Annotated in this window: 15 protein-coding genes and 1 pseudogene; 3 read left to right on the top strand and 13 right to left on the bottom strand. The window is 41.5% G+C overall.

Annotated elements, in window-relative coordinates; genetic code table 11:
* Nucleotides 1–47: 47 nt before the first annotated feature.
* Both MKX60_RS26490 and MKX60_RS26485 read right to left on the bottom strand, forming a co-directional pair.
* Nucleotides 48–929 (bottom strand): carbohydrate ABC transporter permease, encoded by an 882-nt coding sequence (locus MKX60_RS26490; protein ID WP_341061444.1) that lies wholly within the window; start codon nucleotides 927–929, stop codon nucleotides 48–50.
* Nucleotides 930–946: 17 nt separating this feature from the next.
* A complete protein-coding gene (locus MKX60_RS26485) occupies nucleotides 947–1,840 on the bottom strand; it encodes an ABC transporter permease (RefSeq protein ID WP_081382700.1) in 894 nt (297 codons plus the stop codon).
* 492 nt (nucleotides 1,841–2,332) lie between these two features.
* On the opposite strand from MKX60_RS26485, the gene MKX60_RS26480 reads away from it, so the two are divergent.
* Entirely contained in the window at nucleotides 2,333–3,370 is a 1,038-nt protein-coding gene (locus MKX60_RS26480; RefSeq protein WP_341061442.1) for a LacI family DNA-binding transcriptional regulator, read from the top strand.
* Between the two features lie 141 nt (nucleotides 3,371–3,511).
* Here the strand turns inward: MKX60_RS26480 and MKX60_RS26475 are convergent, their stop codons facing one another.
* From MKX60_RS26475 to MKX60_RS26465, 3 genes are all read right to left on the bottom strand, one after another.
* The gene (locus MKX60_RS26475; protein ID WP_341061441.1) at nucleotides 3,512–4,318 is read right to left on the bottom strand and encodes an AAA family ATPase; all 807 of its coding nucleotides are present in this window, start codon (nucleotides 4,316–4,318) and stop codon (nucleotides 3,512–3,514) included.
* A gap of 309 nt (nucleotides 4,319–4,627) precedes the next feature.
* Nucleotides 4,628–6,025, bottom strand: coding sequence for an MATE family efflux transporter (locus MKX60_RS26470; protein WP_341061440.1), 1,398 nt, complete (start codon nucleotides 6,023–6,025; stop codon nucleotides 4,628–4,630).
* Nucleotides 6,026–6,568: 543 nt separating this feature from the next.
* Nucleotides 6,569–7,618 carry an NAD(P)-dependent alcohol dehydrogenase gene (locus MKX60_RS26465; RefSeq protein WP_341061438.1) on the bottom strand — a complete coding sequence of 350 codons (1,050 nt, stop codon included), beginning with the start codon at nucleotides 7,616–7,618 and terminating at the stop codon, nucleotides 6,569–6,571.
* Between the two features lie 120 nt (nucleotides 7,619–7,738).
* Here MKX60_RS26465 and MKX60_RS26460 point away from each other — a divergent pair, with 120 nt between their 5' ends.
* Complete coding sequence (locus MKX60_RS26460) at nucleotides 7,739–8,155, top strand: MerR family transcriptional regulator (protein WP_042185857.1); 417 nt, start codon at nucleotides 7,739–7,741, stop codon at nucleotides 8,153–8,155.
* 70 nt (nucleotides 8,156–8,225) lie between these two features.
* On the opposite strand, the gene MKX60_RS26455 is transcribed toward MKX60_RS26460, so the two are convergent.
* Nucleotides 8,226–8,864, bottom strand: a complete 639-nt coding sequence (locus tag MKX60_RS26455; protein WP_076284368.1) for a YczE/YyaS/YitT family protein — start codon at nucleotides 8,862–8,864, stop codon at nucleotides 8,226–8,228.
* Nucleotides 8,865–8,982: 118 nt separating this feature from the next.
* Here MKX60_RS26455 and MKX60_RS26450 point away from each other — a divergent pair, with 118 nt between their 5' ends.
* Nucleotides 8,983–9,270: a hypothetical protein gene (locus MKX60_RS26450; RefSeq protein WP_341061436.1), complete on the top strand. Its 288-nt coding sequence runs from the start codon at nucleotides 8,983–8,985 to the stop codon at nucleotides 9,268–9,270.
* A gap of 251 nt (nucleotides 9,271–9,521) precedes the next feature.
* Here MKX60_RS26450 and MKX60_RS26445 read toward each other — a convergent pair whose 3' ends face one another.
* From MKX60_RS26445 to MKX60_RS26415, 7 genes and pseudogenes are all read right to left on the bottom strand, one after another.
* Entirely contained in the window at nucleotides 9,522–9,989 is a 468-nt protein-coding gene (locus tag MKX60_RS26445) for a hypothetical protein (RefSeq protein WP_341061435.1), read from the bottom strand.
* A gap of 18 nt (nucleotides 9,990–10,007) precedes the next feature.
* Nucleotides 10,008–10,640 carry a carbohydrate-binding family 9-like protein gene (locus MKX60_RS26440; RefSeq protein ID WP_341061433.1) on the bottom strand — a complete coding sequence of 211 codons (633 nt, stop codon included), beginning with the start codon at nucleotides 10,638–10,640 and terminating at the stop codon, nucleotides 10,008–10,010.
* 143 nt (nucleotides 10,641–10,783) lie between these two features.
* Nucleotides 10,784–11,109: pseudogene (locus MKX60_RS26435) on the bottom strand (TIM barrel protein); the annotation flags it as partial.
* 9 nt (nucleotides 11,110–11,118) lie between these two features.
* On the bottom strand, nucleotides 11,119–12,102 hold the full coding sequence (locus tag MKX60_RS26430; RefSeq protein WP_256721635.1) for a Gfo/Idh/MocA family protein: 984 nt from the start codon (nucleotides 12,100–12,102) through the stop codon (nucleotides 11,119–11,121).
* Between the two features lie 835 nt (nucleotides 12,103–12,937).
* On the bottom strand, nucleotides 12,938–13,474 hold the full coding sequence (gene sigK / locus MKX60_RS26425; protein ID WP_341061431.1) for an RNA polymerase sporulation sigma factor SigK: 537 nt from the start codon (nucleotides 13,472–13,474) through the stop codon (nucleotides 12,938–12,940).
* Nucleotides 13,475–13,973: 499 nt separating this feature from the next.
* Complete coding sequence (locus MKX60_RS26420; RefSeq protein ID WP_341061430.1) at nucleotides 13,974–14,414, bottom strand: hypothetical protein; 441 nt, start codon at nucleotides 14,412–14,414, stop codon at nucleotides 13,974–13,976.
* A 380-nt stretch (nucleotides 14,415–14,794) separates the two neighbouring features.
* Nucleotides 14,795–16,801, bottom strand: a complete 2,007-nt coding sequence (locus MKX60_RS26415) for a DUF5054 domain-containing protein (RefSeq protein ID WP_179086634.1) — start codon at nucleotides 16,799–16,801, stop codon at nucleotides 14,795–14,797.
* Between the last annotated feature and the right edge of the window lie 283 nt (nucleotides 16,802–17,084).

Here is a 17,084-nt window from a genome sequence, read left to right as displayed (position 1 = left end):
AAATTAGATATGAATGAATTAATCTTTATCTATGTGCAGCCTGTTTCCTACTTAAGGGAACCGACCATAACACCTTTTTCAAAGTACTTCTGGAAGAACGGATACATAACAATAAGCGGCAAACTGGAAACAACGATGGCAGCATACTTGATGATTTCAGACAATCGTTTCATTTCCGCCATGGCGAGTTGATCGCTGATCATGCCCGGATCTACCTGATTCTGGATCAAGATGGAACGCAACACGAGTTGCAGTGGATGAAGATTCGGATTATCTAAATAGATCATGGCGTCAAAGTAGGAATTCCACTGGCCCACAAAAGCATAAAGAGCGAGCACGAAAACAATCGGTTTGGAGAGCGGTAATACGACACTGAAGAAGATTCGCATCTCCGAGGCTCCGTCGACATTAGCGGCTTCCTTCATTTCATTCGGTACTCCTTTGAAGAAAGTTCTAGAGAGAATAATGTTCCAAACATTGACTGCCCCTGGAATGATCACCGCCCATACTGTATCAAGCAGACCAAGGTTCTTAACGAGCAGATATGTAGGTATGAGTCCGCCCCCAAAGAACATGGTGATAATAAACAATGTCATGAAGAACCCTTTTCCTTTGAGCCTGTCATCGGACAGTGCGTACCCTGCACAGATAGAGACGAGAACGGTAAGCATAGCAAATGAAACAGAGTATAAAACAGAGTTTCCAAAACCTCGGATCATGGCCGGATTAGAAAGAATTTTTTTATACCCTTCTAATGACCAGTCCGAAAGATTGAATGATAATCCTTTACTGAGCAGCACAGATGGATCCATAAAAGAAGCAATCACTACATAAATCAAAGGAAGTACGATGATAAGTACGGCCAGTGTCAGGAAGATCGCGTTCAGCACGACGATAAAGCGATCTAATCCGGAATGTTTAATAGGCATAGCTTGTTGCTCCTTTCTTAGTAAAGACCTTCACCCTCATTCAGTTTCTTCACGGTGAAGTTAACTGTGAGGAGCAAGACGATGTTGATGATAGAGTTAAACAATCCTACTGCGGCTGAATAGGCATAATCGCCCGACTGCAAACCAATTTTATAAACGTAAGTCGGAATGATTTCTGAGGTTGGTAAGTTCATCGCCGTTTGCATGAGATAGGCTTTTTCGAAGCCAATGGACATAATCCCACCAGCTGCAAGGATAAATACGATAGCCATAATTGGACGAATGGTTGGCAGATCGATATGGCGTATTCTTTGTAGAAGATTAGCGCCATCGAGATTGGCTGCATTATGTAACTCAGGATCGACATTAGCAAGCGCTGCTACATAAATAATGGATGCCCAACCGGCTCCGGTCCAAATATCAGATAAAATGTAAATCGAACGGAAGTACTCGGGACGAGACATGAACATAATTGGTTCACCTGTAAGCCAGGTAAAAAACTGGTTAATCGGTCCCGTTGGGGATAAGAAGATAAACAACATCCCGACCACAACGACAACAGAAATAAAGTTAGGTGCATACAAGAACAATTGAATGTTCTTTTTGACGCCTGCACGGCGAATTTGATTCAACATTAAGGCAAGCAGGATCGGAATTGGAAAACTCAGAATTAATCCGAAGAAACTTAATTTAAGCGTATTCAAAAAGATTACTTCGAAATTGGGAGAAGAAAGGAATTTCTCGAAGTTGTACAAACCTACCCATTCACTCCCCATGATTCCTTTGATTGGGCTGAAATCTTTAAAGGCTATAATCGCACCATACATAGGACCGTATTTAAAAATAAGGGTCAGAATCACAGCTGGTGCGAGCAAAATATAAAGAAAGTAGTGCTTCTTTAAATAATCCATTAAGGAACTCTTATGTCGCGTCACCGTTATTCCGTGTTCGGCTTCTATTGGGTTATGCAATGCCTTTACCTCCGTTCTTATCAATGTTTACATCTTGATGCAGTAAGGGCTTTCAATCTCACTTATGTCCTGCTGCTTTTACAATTTACCAAACACTTAATCGTTCGTCAATACATTTTGTAAAAATATTTATGTGCATATGACAAATTATTCTGTTCATAAATGACGTATACTATTTTACATAATTACAAATACAGCCAAATTAAATAAGGATATATACTTTAATCTCATGATTTTCTCTAAAATATGAAAACAAAGCTATTTTTCTGCACATATACAACCTAATAAAATGTAAACTAAATTGTGCATTTGTAAATATCATGTTGCTATTTTTAGCAAACTAATATACATTAAAGAGAGTTGGAATAATGGCAAATAGTACACTATTTGTGGCGAATATTAAGAACAAGAATATAGAGGTGAATTACATAGGTGGCCAGAGAAAAAGTAACCATACAAGATATCGCGGATGCTTTAGGAATCTCCAGAAATACAGCTTCTAAAGCCCTGAATGGAACGAACGGTATACCTGATGAAACCAGAAACAAAGTAATTAAGAAAGCAATAGAGTTAAAATATAAGCAATTTGCTTTTATGGACACCGAGAGTGTTCAATCAAGAAACTCTGGAAACATCGCATTATTGACAGAAAACTTACCTAACACTTCCCATTTTGGGTCGAAACTGATCAGTGGCATGGAAAAAAGAATCAGTGCAGAGGGATATAATTTATCCATGCACATTATTAGAGACATTGATCAAGAGTCCCTGTCTCTTCCAAATAATTTTGATGTCTCCAATGTAGACGGAATTATTTGTATTGAGTTGTTCAATTCGGAATATAGTAAGTTGATTACAAGTCTAGGTATTCCAACTATTTTCATCGACTGCTCTGCAGATGTCTGTTACCCTGAATTCCAAGCAGATGTACTTCTCATGGAGAACGAACACAGCACATACCAACTTACCAAAAAGTTAATTGAGGGCGGTTACAAATCACTGGGGTTCATCGGGGACTATAATCACTGTAGGAGTTTTAATGAAAGATGGGTGGGCTTTAATCGCGCACTAATAGAATCTGGGATTCAGCTTGATCTCACACAATGCATTCTCGATGACGATCAACTATTTTTCTCAAGTCCAGAGTGGGCAGATACTAGACTAAGTCAAATCAATGAGCTCCCTTCTGCTTTCGTGTGTGCTAACGATTATATTGCGGTTACCTTTATGAAGTCACTCAAAAATGTGCTTTCCATTCCTAACGACATCGTCATTTGTGGTTTTGATAACGGTCCTGAATCAAGCATTGTAGAACCCCATCTTACTACGGTTCATATTTATAGTAATGAGATGGGTGTCAAAGCAGCCGAAATGCTACTTTCCCGAATTCATGATCCGAAGCAACCCTATCAGGTTTCTCATATTTATACCAAACTCATCATAAGAGACTCTACACCTAATATCAGTTGATGAATTCATAATTTTGAGATAAAAAAATAACCTATGAAAATGAAGCAAAGAACCCAAGCGATTAAAAATTCCGTCGCTGGGGTTCTTTTTTTTCGTTGAATTGCTCCAATTACAATATCCTGTATTTATAATCGCCCACAATTAGTTTATGGAAGGATAGTATTCTTCATAAGAAAGAGCAATATGCTCTCGTTTTAGCAGACAATGCTCTATGATCGCCTTGCGTTTCGCTTTTAGAACAATTTGTTCAATATCAGCAAAACTACAACCGGAAAGACGCTCGCAGGCCTCTTCCATCAACCCAACTTCTCTTTCAAAATCATTGATTAACAGTTCGACATATTGACGCCTACTTGTTTCATCAGGGTTAGAATAAATCATTTTTGTATCAAACCTTCTCCAAATAGCTCTATCCAGTTCATTTTCCAGGTTAGTCGCTGCTACAAAAATGCTATTATCACCAAAATCATCGAGACATTGCAGCAGTGTATTCACCACACGAGCCATTTCTTTAACCTCGTCATTACTCTCCCGTGTTCTTGCAATGGCATCAAACTCATCCAGGAAAAGAATACAAGGAGATGCTTTGGCATACTCGAATATTTTTCGGATATTACTTCCAGTCTCACCCAAATGGCTGTGAATAATTGCATCAAGTCGAACTAGGATAAGTGGAAGCTCAAGCATTTGAGCCATATAAAATGCCGTCAGTGTTTTCCCTGTGCCCGGTGGACCATACATAACCACTTTATTTGGAATTGGAACTCGATGCTCTTCAAATATTCCCCTCATTCCTAGGATTGTAATGAATTCTTCGACAATCTTTCGATTCATATCGGGCAGAACGAGATGTCTAACCTTTTTGGCACATTCTTTGGGTGTATAATAGGTGCCCATATCGATTCCTTTTGCTCTGGGTAGACGTTGATTAGTGCTGCTTTTATTCATTAAATTATTGAAGCTCCTTTAAAAAATTATTTAGTCAATAGACCTTCCACTTATCATTGTTCCAGCGGAAGTGAGTAAATCAGTTCCCATGACCTTCAGCCTATTTAAAGTGAACGAATCCATTATTACTCAACTCGATTATGACTAAAATTTATCCGTAATTATTACGATGTAAAACATCATACTTTCTTTTTATTTATAATGTCAACCTTTAGCACAAAAAAAAAGAGCCTTTATAGTGCCAAGGCTCTTTTTGGATATATCTATTAGATCGTCCATCCTTCGGCTGTGAACTCCAGCATCTTATCTTTACATATTGTAAGTCCTGACTGGCTTAGACTTATCTCTAAGTCTGGTAAATTCCTTAGTTACCAGGATTACCGTCCACACAACAACCACAGAATCAATCACAAGCGAACCCCAATAAACTCCAGACACTCCTAACCATCTTGGCAAAATAAGCATCACCGGCACATAAAAAACAAGTTGTCTGGTAATACCGATAACGGCCGCGGGTTTCCCTTTATTAATCGCAGGGAAAAAGGTCATGGCCATAAAAATGAGCGACAATAACGGCAGAACCGCCATGTTCAACCGGAAATATAACATTTCGCTGGTCTCAAAGATTTGATCCGGCAGCATCAGTCCCAGAATGGAAGCCGGAGAGATCATGGATATTATCCAGAAAGGCAGAGTTAACAGCATGGAGACGAGTGTGAATATTTTATAAGCTTTGATGGCGCGCTCATACTGTTCTGCTCCAAAATTAATGCCAATGACCGGCTGCAAGGCGCGCATTAATCCGAATATCGGCGTCAACAGGAAGGTGAATACACGAAATACCACACCATAAAATGCAATATCTACTGTAGTCCCGTATCTCGACAGCGTATTGAATACTATAACTGCCTGTACCAGATTCATAAAGTTCATAATGAAAGCGGACATTCCCAGTCCAACTATGGATTTGATTGTGCTCACATCCCGATAAATTGCGAAGACATTCGTTCGGAATGAGGCAAATCCTTTGCCAAAATAAATCCATCCCAGCAAGGTATAGACCAGCATCCCGATATTTGTAGCCCAGGCAGCACCCTCTACTCCAAAATTCAGCCAGGCTACCAGAATATAATTGGACAAAACATCAACTGCCAGTCCAATGCCCATTACCACGGCCGCCGATTTCATTTTCCCTTCGGCACGCACAATCATGTTGGCAGCCAATCCATAAATCCAGAAAAATGAACCGATTACCGTAATTCTAAAATAGCTATCTCCAAGAGCCAGAGTTTCCCCTTCTCCACCCATGAATCGTACCAGCTGTGTGGAGAAAAGCAGACCCAACACCATATAGACAAGTGTTACAAGGATTGACAGATAATTAACATTTCCCATCAAACGCTGCTGCATTTCTTTGTCCTTCCTGCCAAGCGCTAAACTTAAAGCTGAACCGGCACCCACCCCAATCAAGGAGCCAAGTCCCAAGCTGATCTGGGTTAAAGGATAGGCTACCGAAACTCCAGCCAGTGCCTCCTCTCCGACAAACCTTCCCACAAATACAGCGGCGATAACCGCATTTAAGCCATAGAGGACCATTGCGATGATAGCGGGCCATGATAACTGGGCCATAACATTCCATATATTTCCATTTAGGATAAAATGCGTCTGCTTGTCTTTGCTGTTGTTCATCTGTGTTACAGTGTTCATAATATGGATTTTCTCTCCTTCTTATCTTTCCTACGGGAAATTATTTTTCTGTAGGGAAACTTTTTGGGTATAGCTATTCCCTCTCTCTGATACTCCTCTCCACCTTTTGTATGAATATGTGCGTTTCTCGTTCTAAAATTATACGGGACTCCTCACATTAACAAGTCTATAAGACACGTTGACTAGCGGCTACCGCTAAAAGGATTGTTTCTATCTCATAAAGGATTTTATTGCTGAAATCCCGGAGCAAGAGTGGCTGCGGCTCCTAACTTTCAAAGCTGTTTTAGAGCTGAAAAATTCGTTAAACTATATCTTCAGCTATAAAAATCTTTCTCTTAAAATAATTTTTCCGTGGCTAATATGGAAAACAAAAAAGCAACTCCCCTGTTGGCAAGTTGCTTTTTAAATACTTTATTGAGGATCTCTACAATTTTTGTCCGTCCCGATTGTGCCAATGGAGATCAGATCCTCCATATCTTCTCAGGTATTATCGAATTTTCAGAGGTTCTGGACGCGAACCGATTTCAACAAAGAGGAAGTCTCTTATTCATTCCCCATCGTGCTGATGTCGATGACGAACCGGTAACGGACATCTGAAGCAAGCACACGCTCCCAGGCTTCATCAATCCGGTCAGCAGAAATGACCTCGATTTCAGATGCAATATTATGTTCAGCACAGAAATCAAGCATTTCCTGCGTTTCACGAATTCCACCAATCATCGATCCGGCAAACGAGCGGCGGTGGCCGATCAGCGAGAATACGTTTACTGCTAAAGGATCAGCAGGCGCACCGACATTGACTAATGTACCATCCAGCGCCAGGAGCGAAAGATAGGCATCGATATTAATCTGCGCGCTTACAGTATTTACGATTAGATCGAACGAACCGGCAAGCTGTTTAAATGTCTCCGGATCGCTAGTGGCATAATAATGATCCGCCCCTAATTGCAATCCGTCTTCCTTCTTCTTCAGGGACTGTGATAAAACAGTAACCTCAGCCCCCATGGCATGAGCGATCTTCACAGCCATGTGTCCAAGTCCGCCAAGACCCACCACAGCTACTTTTTTACCAGGAGCGGCTCCCCAATGACGCAGTGGTGAATAGGTGGTGATTCCTGCACACAGAAGCGGTGCAGCGGCGTCAAGCGGAATACTGTCAGGGATCCGAACCACAAAACCCTCGGTTACGACGATATGGGTGGAATAGCCGCCTTGCGTATACTGCCCGTACCGGTCGATAGCTCCATAGGTGCCCGTATTTCCACTCAGGCAATACTGCTCCTCACCTTTATGGCAATTACTGCACTCTCCACAGGAGTCAACCATACAACCTACCCCTACCCGGTCGCCCACTGAGTACTTTGTGACTTCAGAACCAATCTGGCTGACAATTCCGGCGATCTCATGTCCCGGAACGAGTGGATAGTTGACCGGTCCCCACTCCCCGCGGGCAGTATGAATGTCCGAGTGGCAAATACCAGCGTATTTAATCTCAATAAGAACATCGTGCTGCTGCAGTTCTCGGCGTTCGATTGTGGTTAGCTTAAATGGACCTTCCTGACTGAATGTAGCGTGTGCATTAACTTTTATCATAGTGAAACCTCTCTTCTGGTTAATAATAAAATCTAAAACGTCAGCTTTACAAAACATATGTTATTACTTAAAGTTAACTCTAAGTCAAGCACAAAATATATTTGAGATTGGAGATAGATGATGAAGACATACTCCATAAGTGAAGTTGCAGAGTCCTTTAACATGACACCACATACCCTACGTTACTATGACAAGGAAGGTCTTTTCCCTTCTATAGAAAGAACCTCCGGCGGTAAACGTATATTCAAACAATCCGATATGGACGCTTTAAAGGTAATTGAATGCCTGAAGTCATCCGGGATGCCAATTAAAGAAATAAAACATTTCATTGAGTGGTGCTCTGAGGGGGATTCCACCTTACAGCAAAGATATGACATGTTTCTGGAGCGGAAAGCTTCCGTAGAAGCGCAGATGGAAGAATTGAAAAAAACGATGGAAGTCATAGAACACAAATGCTTCTACTATAAGACTGCCTTGGATAGTGGTACGGAAGATATCCATAAAAATAATAAAATAAAAAGTTCATCCGCTCATTAGGAATGGACCTTCAAATTACAGTAAAGGCGGGGCAGATTGATCTGCCCCGCCTTTCTTCAATTCATTTTTTTTAATTGGTACGCCTTTTTGCCAGAAGCTTCTCCGTAAAATTCACATCAAAAAAATGAATGATGGGTCCCAGACCAAGTGCTGACACCAAAGTTCCTAAGCCTACAATGCCTCCTGCCAGGAAACAAATCAGAGCACAAAGAGCATCCGTAAACATCCGGTGCCAAAAATAAGATATTTTAGGGAAGTTCTCTCTCATAATCAGGGACAAGCTGTCGTAGGGAGCTACTCCCACCTTCGATGTCTGATACAGGGATACCCCAAAACTGCATACCACCACGCCAATTGCTACGATAACCACTCGCTGCCATAACAAATGAGGTTCGCCGAACAGAGATAGCCAATTATTATGAAAGAAAGTAGCAATATATCCTAAAAGAATTGCGTTTACGAAAGTCCCGACTCCAATAAACTTTCGTCCTGTTATGAATTCGATTACAAACAATAGCAGGTTCAGTAAGATCAAAAAATTCGCATATGTTATACCGACGCTCTCTGCAAGTGCCATTGCCATACCGCTGAAGGGATCATTCCCCATGCCGGACAGCTTGAAAATACTAATTCCCATGCCCAGAAATACATTGCCGATAATCATAATAAGCAATCGTTTTTTATCGACGTTATGAATATATCCCCTCATATTGTCCATCCTATTTTCATATTAAAAATGCAACTTACAATAACGACGTCATTATATCATATTTTCTTGATTTGGATTGGAAAGAAATACAAAGACTACACAGAAAGGAGACGATTAAATGAAGGACGACAAGAAAGCTCCGCTTGATGGACGCGGCCCGGGTGTTGATCCCATAACCGAACCCGATTCAAGCCTGGCTGGCGATATGGGAGCAACAGGTAAGCTGGAAGAAATCGTGGGTGCTTTACAGGGCGACGAACCAGAGATCACAGCTCCCGGCATTTCTCCTGATAAACAAAAAAACAAAAAAATACAGAAACAACGGACTGAACATTATTTGAAGGGAACATTCCAGGAAAGAGGCTGTCCGATATTATTACAGCTAATGAGGTATCCCGTTTTATAATATTCCAGGATCCGGGATACTTTGTTATCTAATCACCTTTCCTAAAAAAACAAAGCAACTTATCCGCAGACAAGTCGCCTTTTAATACTTTAATGTCAACAGATCTACTTTATGACTTTAAGCTCACCGCTTTCAACATTATCAAGTCCAACTCTTCCTGTGACAACAGCATCAAACACCATGACTGACCAACTTCTTTTGGGACAATATCATCATTTTCAAAATTGTAAAAACCAAATGACTCTAAATGCTTATACTACTTGTTCACATATGATTTGTTCAACCTGCAAACTTGGATTTTTAAAAACAGGCAATATTTTTTCCAAATACCAAGTAAAGTCGGTAATATCAATATCACTTTCAACTACAATTTTATTCCTATATATTGATAAACTGAAAACCATCTCATTCGTATTAAATATAAGCAAATCGCATCCGGCTTTAGAATCTCTTCGTAACAGTTGAATTCCAATTGTTTCTTTTTGTGCCTGATTAATTTTTAAAATATTCAAGATGTTGTTTCTATTAATAGTTTCACATAACCAATTGAAATCATCATCATCACCTATCGGTAGAAATGTAACAATCCCCTTACTATCGACGTAATCCCAACCTTCATTTACAAAGTGCTGAATTAAATTTGGTACTGATAAAATTGCACGACTACGCTCGCTAAAAAAACCTCCAACCCCGTATATGCGGCTTCGGAAGTTATTCATTGACGCTGCATTTCGCAGTTACTCTAAGTACAGAATCCCAAAATCACAGCTTCTATGAAAATCTGGTTTGTTCGAATGAACTTTGCTCCATGTTCCAAAATGCGGATAGGTCGTATCGTCGCCGCACTTGTAAAAGTTACCTCTTATCCTTTTTCCCGGCACTGCCCGAAAATCCGAAAAATAAGATTGTACCCAAGCCCATGAGATCGAAAAGCTTAATTCCCAATACACTTCTCCTTTAACATTGATTTGATCCGTGGTGCATAGGACGTGGAAAAGTGCCGGATTGATAGTGATTGGGAAGCGATCATACCGATCCGCTCCTATCTGCAAGAGAATTGCGCCATTCGCATTAAATTCGAAATTCATATAGCGCTGGTCCGAATCAGGAGTAGGCTGAAAAAAGAACTCGATGCAGCTATCCTTATACACGGGATCATTCATGTTTCTATATGTTCGTATTGGATTCTTTTCATAAACCTTAAACTTAAGCTTCAGATCCTCCTGACTGTAATTTAATCTTGCTGTAACGACCGGGTTATACCCTTTAAGCCATTGATACTGCTTGATGATCTGGACTTCTTCTGTATCAGAACCATCCGTCTGATTTGCCAGGCGGGAAATTACTAAGGTTTCTAATTTTCTTTCCATGGTTCATTCCCTTCTGTTCGGAATCCCACTGGGGCTAACACAGCAAAACAACCCCATTAATTAACTTGATTATTTAGATCCGCGATTCCCCGGTTTTCCAATACGCAGTTTCGATCCCCGAGATTTCGCACGGCCGTCTGCCGTTACCTGTATTGGAGGATGAAGGAGACCGCCCTCTCTATATCCCTCTCGGGCGCATCCCCCCGTATCCGCTGTCCTGCAAGGCGGCGAAGTAGGCGTCAAAATCTACCTTCCCCTCGCCCAACGGAACCTCCTGGAATATGACTCCGGAGCTTACAAGCTCTGCAATCCGTTGATGATCCAGCGGCTGGTATCCGATGGCACCGTACACATCCCTCGGATCGACCGGCTGATGTCGGATGCTGTCCTTCACATGGATGTGGACGATATAGTCCTTCAGCAGGTGTATACCATACACCGGGTCATCCCCTGTTACCATCACCATGTTGGTCCACTCTTATTTCGCGCAAGGTAACGTAATTCCTTCATGGATTGCCCGGTCGGCCAGGAGAGCGATATCCATCGCCCGGCATGCATCCTCCATTGTCGGTATAGCGGGCAAGTTGTTCTCCAGCATGGACAGGAAATAGTCCAGTTGGGCACCCGTAGGCTTCACGGAGAAGTCCATATTGATCTGCCGAACCGTTCCTTTCCGGTGGTCTTCGACCTCAACCAGATTTCCCAGATGCTGATCCTCTCGCGGTCGATCGTTCTTGTAGATGATGCGGATCCGGCCTGCCGGTCCGATGAATTCCTTCCGGTTATCAGTCGGAAGCCCCTTACCCCACCCCGTCTCAAAGTAACCGATGGAGCCGTCCGACAGACGGAGGGTCATGAGTCCGTAATTGTAAGTGTACGGCGGGACTTCTTCATAGAGACGCTGCCCTATCCCGTTGACGCTTACCACTTCCGCCCCTGTAGCCCAACGCATCACATCGATATAATGGACGCCGCAATCCACGATCGGCGAGACGTCCCGGAGCAGGGACAATTGGGAAGCCCAATTTTTGGAGGGCTTCAATTGGGATAACCGGATGACCAAGGGGAAGCCGATAGCGCCCTCCCGGATCATCTTCATAACCGCCTGGTACGTGGTGTTATGGCGAAGGATGTGACCGATCAGGACCTTGGTTTTGGCTCCACGGGCCAGCTTCATGAATTCCTGTGTTTCCCGTGCATTACCCGCCATCGGCTTCTCGCATAGGATATGCTTCCCTGCAGCGAGACAATCTTTTGCGATCTCCAGATGGGATGACGGGTACGTGGCGATAATGACCAGATCCACATCGTCACGCTCGATCAAGACCCGGTAATCCGTGCTCCAACACTCGGCTCCGTATTGGCTTGCCACTAAGGAGGCCCTGTCCCGGTTCCAATCCGCCACGCCGATCAACCGAACCCGCTCCTGTCGTAATATCGCGTCCAAGTGGAGAGAGCCCATATAACCGCAGCCTATCACGACCGCCCCGTACCTTTTCATGATGCATCCATCCTATCCTTCTCACTCGCGGAGGTTATTTTATGTTAATCCAAGCTCCTTGTTGGGAGAATCCGAAGTCTCCCTACTGCGTCTAGTCTTCTTGGGCATTGATGACTTACCATTCTTCATGCATATCCTTCTCTTACATTTGTATTATACCGGATTACTACAGAATAACTTTTATCTAGTTATGATACCTTGTTACCTTTATTATATAAGAATGATGGAGAGTTTTATTTAGCTAAGAAAGTTACTTTTTGCACGATTCCGTTATTCCGTCTAATACTATGTAAGGGAGCTGTCCCGCTATGCCCCCCCTCTCCAACACTGGTCCGCAAGCCAGTCCCCTTCCAGGAATGAACTCCCTCCATCCATTACGCGCATTTCTAGAGGGTCGCACCTCGCTTGTTCCCGAGAAGGAGGCTGTACGATTTCGAGCTGCTCTATGTATGCCATTGCGATGGAGGAGCGAACCTACACGGTGTTACCCGGGCAGCTTATCGTTCTGCTTTCCGGCGTCTACCACCGGAAGGCAAAGGAGGCTGATCCGACCACCAAACTGATCGGGATCACGGTGAATTGCAGTAGGTAGAAGCGCAGAACTTAAAATCTTGCGGTACGTGAGTACCGTACGGGTTCGCCCCCCCGCCCTCAGCAGTTACAAAGTTAATTTTCTGAATATGCTTTTTTTATGTTCAATTAGCCCAACTACTTAAATTAACAAAAAAGCAACTCCCTTGTTGGCAAGTCGCTTTTAAAACACTCTATAGTGAATCTTTAGTTATTATTTAAGATCCTAGCGCTTAGCCTTATAAAACTCATGATAAAGCTTCATCAGCGCCCTCTTCTCAATCCGCAAAACATTACTCCGCGAGATCCCCAGCTCCTTCGCAATCTCCCTCTGTGTCCTCTCTTCCCCGCCTGTATCCAATCCAAACCGACCAACGACAACTTCTTTTTCCCTGTCATCCAATATATCGAGGTTTCGATATATCTTGCTCTTCTCAATCTTCAGATCGACCTCTTTAATGACATCATCAGCCTCGGAGCCAAGGATATCGATCAGCGTGATTTCATTTCCTTCCTTGTCTGTCCCAATTGGATCGTGCAGAGATACGTCTTTCCGTGTTTTCTTCAAGGATCTAAAGTACATCAGGATTTCATTTTCAATACAACGAGCCGCAAATGTGGCCAGTTTTGTCCCTTTGTTCGGGCGATAGCTCTCGATGGCTTTGATCAAGCTAATGTTGCCGATGGAGATCAGATCCTCCATGTCTTCTCCGGTGTTATCAAATTTTTTGAGGTTATGGACACGATACGATGTAAAAAACATACCAAATACGATCGTTCCCAATTTTCCAGGAACACAAACATCGGTGCAATTGTCTCATTCATACGTTAAGTTCCTATTCGTTTTTTCTCAATTTCATCTGTGCTATATTCTTGGACAATTTGTCCTTCAGCTTAGCAATATCCTGCGTAAGATTCATCATTTATATATTTAATCTTATAGCTTAGTAAAGAACAGCAAAGTGCAATTTGTGTTCACTCAAGTCTGGATGCATTATTTAATATATATTTCCATAATTAACTTGTTAAATGACCAGCACAGTGTTATTTATGTTCGGTGAAAATAAAGTATTAGACTGGAGTCGTTGATTTAACGCGGTTTTTGAAATGAAAAATCGTCAGCTTTTGAAAAATGAGTTTTAGACTGATCCATTATTAGAAGCAGCGGCGGACCAAGACTTGATAAATAAAGTCTTAGACTACCGCTGTTGTCGTTCAACTAACGTTCCCCGTTAGTTGAACAAGAAAAAAGAAAAAACAAGTCACATCAATTGAAGTTCAAGAAGATCCAAATTATCGCGAACGAGGATCATTTTGTCCTTATAGTCCCAATGGTCGATCAAGTTAGGCAGCTTCGTCAGATTGTAGTCTTTATTCCATGCCAACAAGTTGTGGATGCCTTCGAGCGTCTCTCGCTTCTTGTTTGGGACGATGTCCACAATACGCTCTTCATAACGCTCCCAGATCCGTTCCTCCTGAACGGACAACGGCGTCATCAGTACGACGATCTTATCTACAGCATCAAAACTTGGTGCTACCCACGACCTGTATACGCCTTCTTTGATCCATGAATCGAGACCGATGATTTCTCTGAGTCGGCGGTCACGCTCATCCTCCGATGCCTTTACGCCATACTCGTTCGATTGATGATCCCAGAAAATATTGTCTAGATCGTAATGCGGGATATGGAGTTTATCGCTCAATAACTCCGCGATGTAGGATTTACCGCTTCCTGAGCCGCCGATGATATGAATTCGGATTGCTAACAGCTCAGCTCTTTCTTCCTGATTGTATTCGTGGAAGCACCTATGCTGAGAGTATTTCGTCGTATTATTTAAACTATCCTGCCCGTTAGCTGAACAAAGGCAGCCGATCCACTGATCGATTGCCTTTGTGTCGTTATTGAGCTATCGTGTCCCGTTAGCGTGATGATGACCTAGCCTGAGAATACTTTATCAAACACATCTTGAAGGAATATCGCTTAAACGGTCTAAATGCACCTAAAAAACAGTCTAGACAAGAGAATAAACTGTTTTTTGATGAAGAGGCATCGGCGCATGCTCATTATGTTCGCAGGAAATTGTTATCCCAACACTAACTCAAAACGAGCAAAAATATCTTCTTCATACCACATCGTGAAATTAGTTCCCCATGTTGTGTTCAATAGTGTAAACGTAAATTTATTGTTGTCTTGATGGTATTTGTTGTTATAACTTAGATTGTTATTTGTTCCGATTCCCAAAAGAGGGGCATCAATAGGTTTAATATTGATTTTTTTATCGCTGCCATCGTAAATTAACTCTTCAATCATGTGTTGCAACTTATTTCCGTGACCAACCACTTCAAAAGGTGAAATAACGGTATCAATTTTACGAATCTTAGTTAAGTACGGCGAATTCAAACGTGGTGTAATGTCAAAAGAATAAATTTCCGGATAACGAATTGCATCTTTATCCTTTAATAATAGTGCAATTTCAACTTTATCTCCAAATTGATATTTAACCTTTACAACTCTTGGAGCACCATACTCCTCCACAGCTCTTTGGCTATACTTTAAAGTTGCAATAATCGAATCATTTTCCATAACTAATTTCACAACATGTGGTGTGAAATTTTCATTCAATTGAATTCGTTTTTGAATTTCCATTCCTGGCTTTAAGAAGTCAATTGCCCACCAATTATGTTGTAATTCACGCAAATAGTTGTAACGTAGGTTATCATAGTCATTTTGCCCAGCAATTGTATAGTTCAGAACCCCGAGTTTGTTGTCCTGATCAAAGTAAAGTGTTCCATCCTTTTCTAAGTGGTTAATTGAACCATCGCTAGCAAACATAACTTGATACCCGTTTACCGAAATCAATTCTTCCAAACCACATTCAATACCTTGGTTTTCAAAGATATGATATGGAACTTCGATAAGTTTTTTAATGTTATTTTGATCTTTAGGCTCCAAACAAGCTATTGCACGATCAACGTTCTTGCGTTGTTCTTTCCATGAAGACTCATAAAATTTGTACGAACGATCAGTCCACTCATTATAAGTGAATTGCATTTCGCCAACAGTTGCATCTTTAACAATTCCATAAGCGTAGGTTAAATCAAGATCCGTAATTTGGTCTAAACTACGCGCTCGTTGGAAGTCTTTCTTTTCATAATTCATATAGTCACTGAAATAGCGTTTGATATCCATTCCCCAAGTATGCTCTGGAACTAACATCGCATAGAAATTAGCATCATCATTTTCTATTTTGTTATCAAACATGTAATTAGTTAAAATCCGATAATCACGAATGATTTTCGGATCAGACATCATTCCATGAATCCATGTGTCCCCAATCTCCTCTGTAATAACTGGCAGTTGGTCACGTACTTCCCAAATTTCATTTGCAAACTGATCCATTGAAGTCAATTCAAGCTCATAGTCTGGATACTCATTCGCCATTTTTGACAAAAAGACGTTAATTTTCTCTTTTGTTCCTGGACCACTATTATCATGAGTATGCATAAACGCCAGCTTGTTATCTATGCAATCAATTCCGATTACGCCACCATAGTCGTCTGAATAAGAGACAATTATCTCACTTTCACCATTCTTCCATAGAAATGTATCTGGAACTTCTGGAATTGAGCTCGAGCCATTTACACCAATGTGTAGGAATTTAATTCCTTGACGATATAACTCATCAACAATCCCGATAGTATGTCCTGGGACGTCAGTCATCTTTGCGCTTGTTGTTTTGTATCCATAACGAGCATCTAACTTCTTTGAGATTGAAGTCATGTAATGTAAAGTTTGAGGTGTCATAGTTTCAGATTCAAACGTACACGGGATTGCGTGCCAGCGAATGTAACCTTTCTTTATGGCGTCGTCTAGCTTTTTACAAGCTTCTTCATCCATGTTTTTGAAGTAATATTCAATAATAAAGCTACCTGTTGTCCAAACAAAGTCTTTGCCCTCTTTTCTTAAGTCTTCAGCTAAAGTGATTGCGTTTTGAATGTAATCATGGCAATACTTGTGCAAGACATTTTCTGCTAAATCGGTAAAACCAATGTCAAAATGAGTTTTGTTTACCACATAGATTTTTTTCATTTCTATAATCACGCCTTTCTTAGTCATAATACGTCGTGAAATAATTGCTTTCAGGCTTTTACTCCACTTTTGTTTCTACAAGGTTCGGCCATTCGGACTCTGAATTATGATCTCTCATAAAAAACCTCTTAATAATCCCAGGCTGTCGAGACTTTCTCGACAGCCTGAGGACATTGAATGTTGTCCTCTTCGACGTGGGTTATGAGCTATCAAATATGTGGATTAAAATCAAATGCGACCCAAACGTATGCAATCTGCAATAATACCAAGGGTAAGCTTATGT

This window comes from Paenibacillus sp. FSL R5-0914, from assembly GCF_038004525.1.
Lineage (GTDB): Bacteria > Bacillota > Bacilli > Paenibacillales > Paenibacillaceae > Paenibacillus_AQ.
The sequence above is the reverse complement of the archived record's forward strand: the minus strand, read 5'-3'. Positions and strand labels throughout refer to the sequence as shown.

Coding starts and splice junctions, on each gene's coding strand:
- MKX60_RS26490 (WP_341061444.1), bottom strand. CDS start 929: ATGCCTATTAAACATTCCGGATTAGATCGCTTTATCGTCGTGCTGAAC.
- MKX60_RS26485 (WP_081382700.1), bottom strand. CDS start 1,840: ATGGATTATTTAAAGAAGCACTACTTTCTTTATATTTTGCTCGCACCA.
- MKX60_RS26475 (WP_341061441.1), bottom strand. CDS start 4,318: ATGAATAAAAGCAGCACTAATCAACGTCTACCCAGAGCAAAAGGAATC.
- MKX60_RS26470 (WP_341061440.1), bottom strand. CDS start 6,025: ATGAACACTGTAACACAGATGAACAACAGCAAAGACAAGCAGACGCAT.
- MKX60_RS26465 (WP_341061438.1), bottom strand. CDS start 7,618: ATGATAAAAGTTAATGCACACGCTACATTCAGTCAGGAAGGTCCATTT.
- MKX60_RS26460 (WP_042185857.1), top strand. CDS start 7,739: ATGAAGACATACTCCATAAGTGAAGTTGCAGAGTCCTTTAACATGACA.
- MKX60_RS26455 (WP_076284368.1), bottom strand. CDS start 8,864: ATGAGGGGATATATTCATAACGTCGATAAAAAACGATTGCTTATTATG.
- MKX60_RS26450 (WP_341061436.1), top strand. CDS start 8,983: ATGAAGGACGACAAGAAAGCTCCGCTTGATGGACGCGGCCCGGGTGTT.
- MKX60_RS26445 (WP_341061435.1), bottom strand. CDS start 9,989: ATGAATAACTTCCGAAGCCGCATATACGGGGTTGGAGGTTTTTTTAGC.
- MKX60_RS26440 (WP_341061433.1), bottom strand. CDS start 10,640: ATGGAAAGAAAATTAGAAACCTTAGTAATTTCCCGCCTGGCAAATCAG.
- MKX60_RS26430 (WP_256721635.1), bottom strand. CDS start 12,102: ATGGGCTCTCTCCACTTGGACGCGATATTACGACAGGAGCGGGTTCGG.
- sigK (WP_341061431.1), bottom strand. CDS start 13,474: ATGTTTTTTACATCGTATCGTGTCCATAACCTCAAAAAATTTGATAAC.
- MKX60_RS26415 (WP_179086634.1), bottom strand. CDS start 16,801: ATGAAAAAAATCTATGTGGTAAACAAAACTCATTTTGACATTGGTTTT.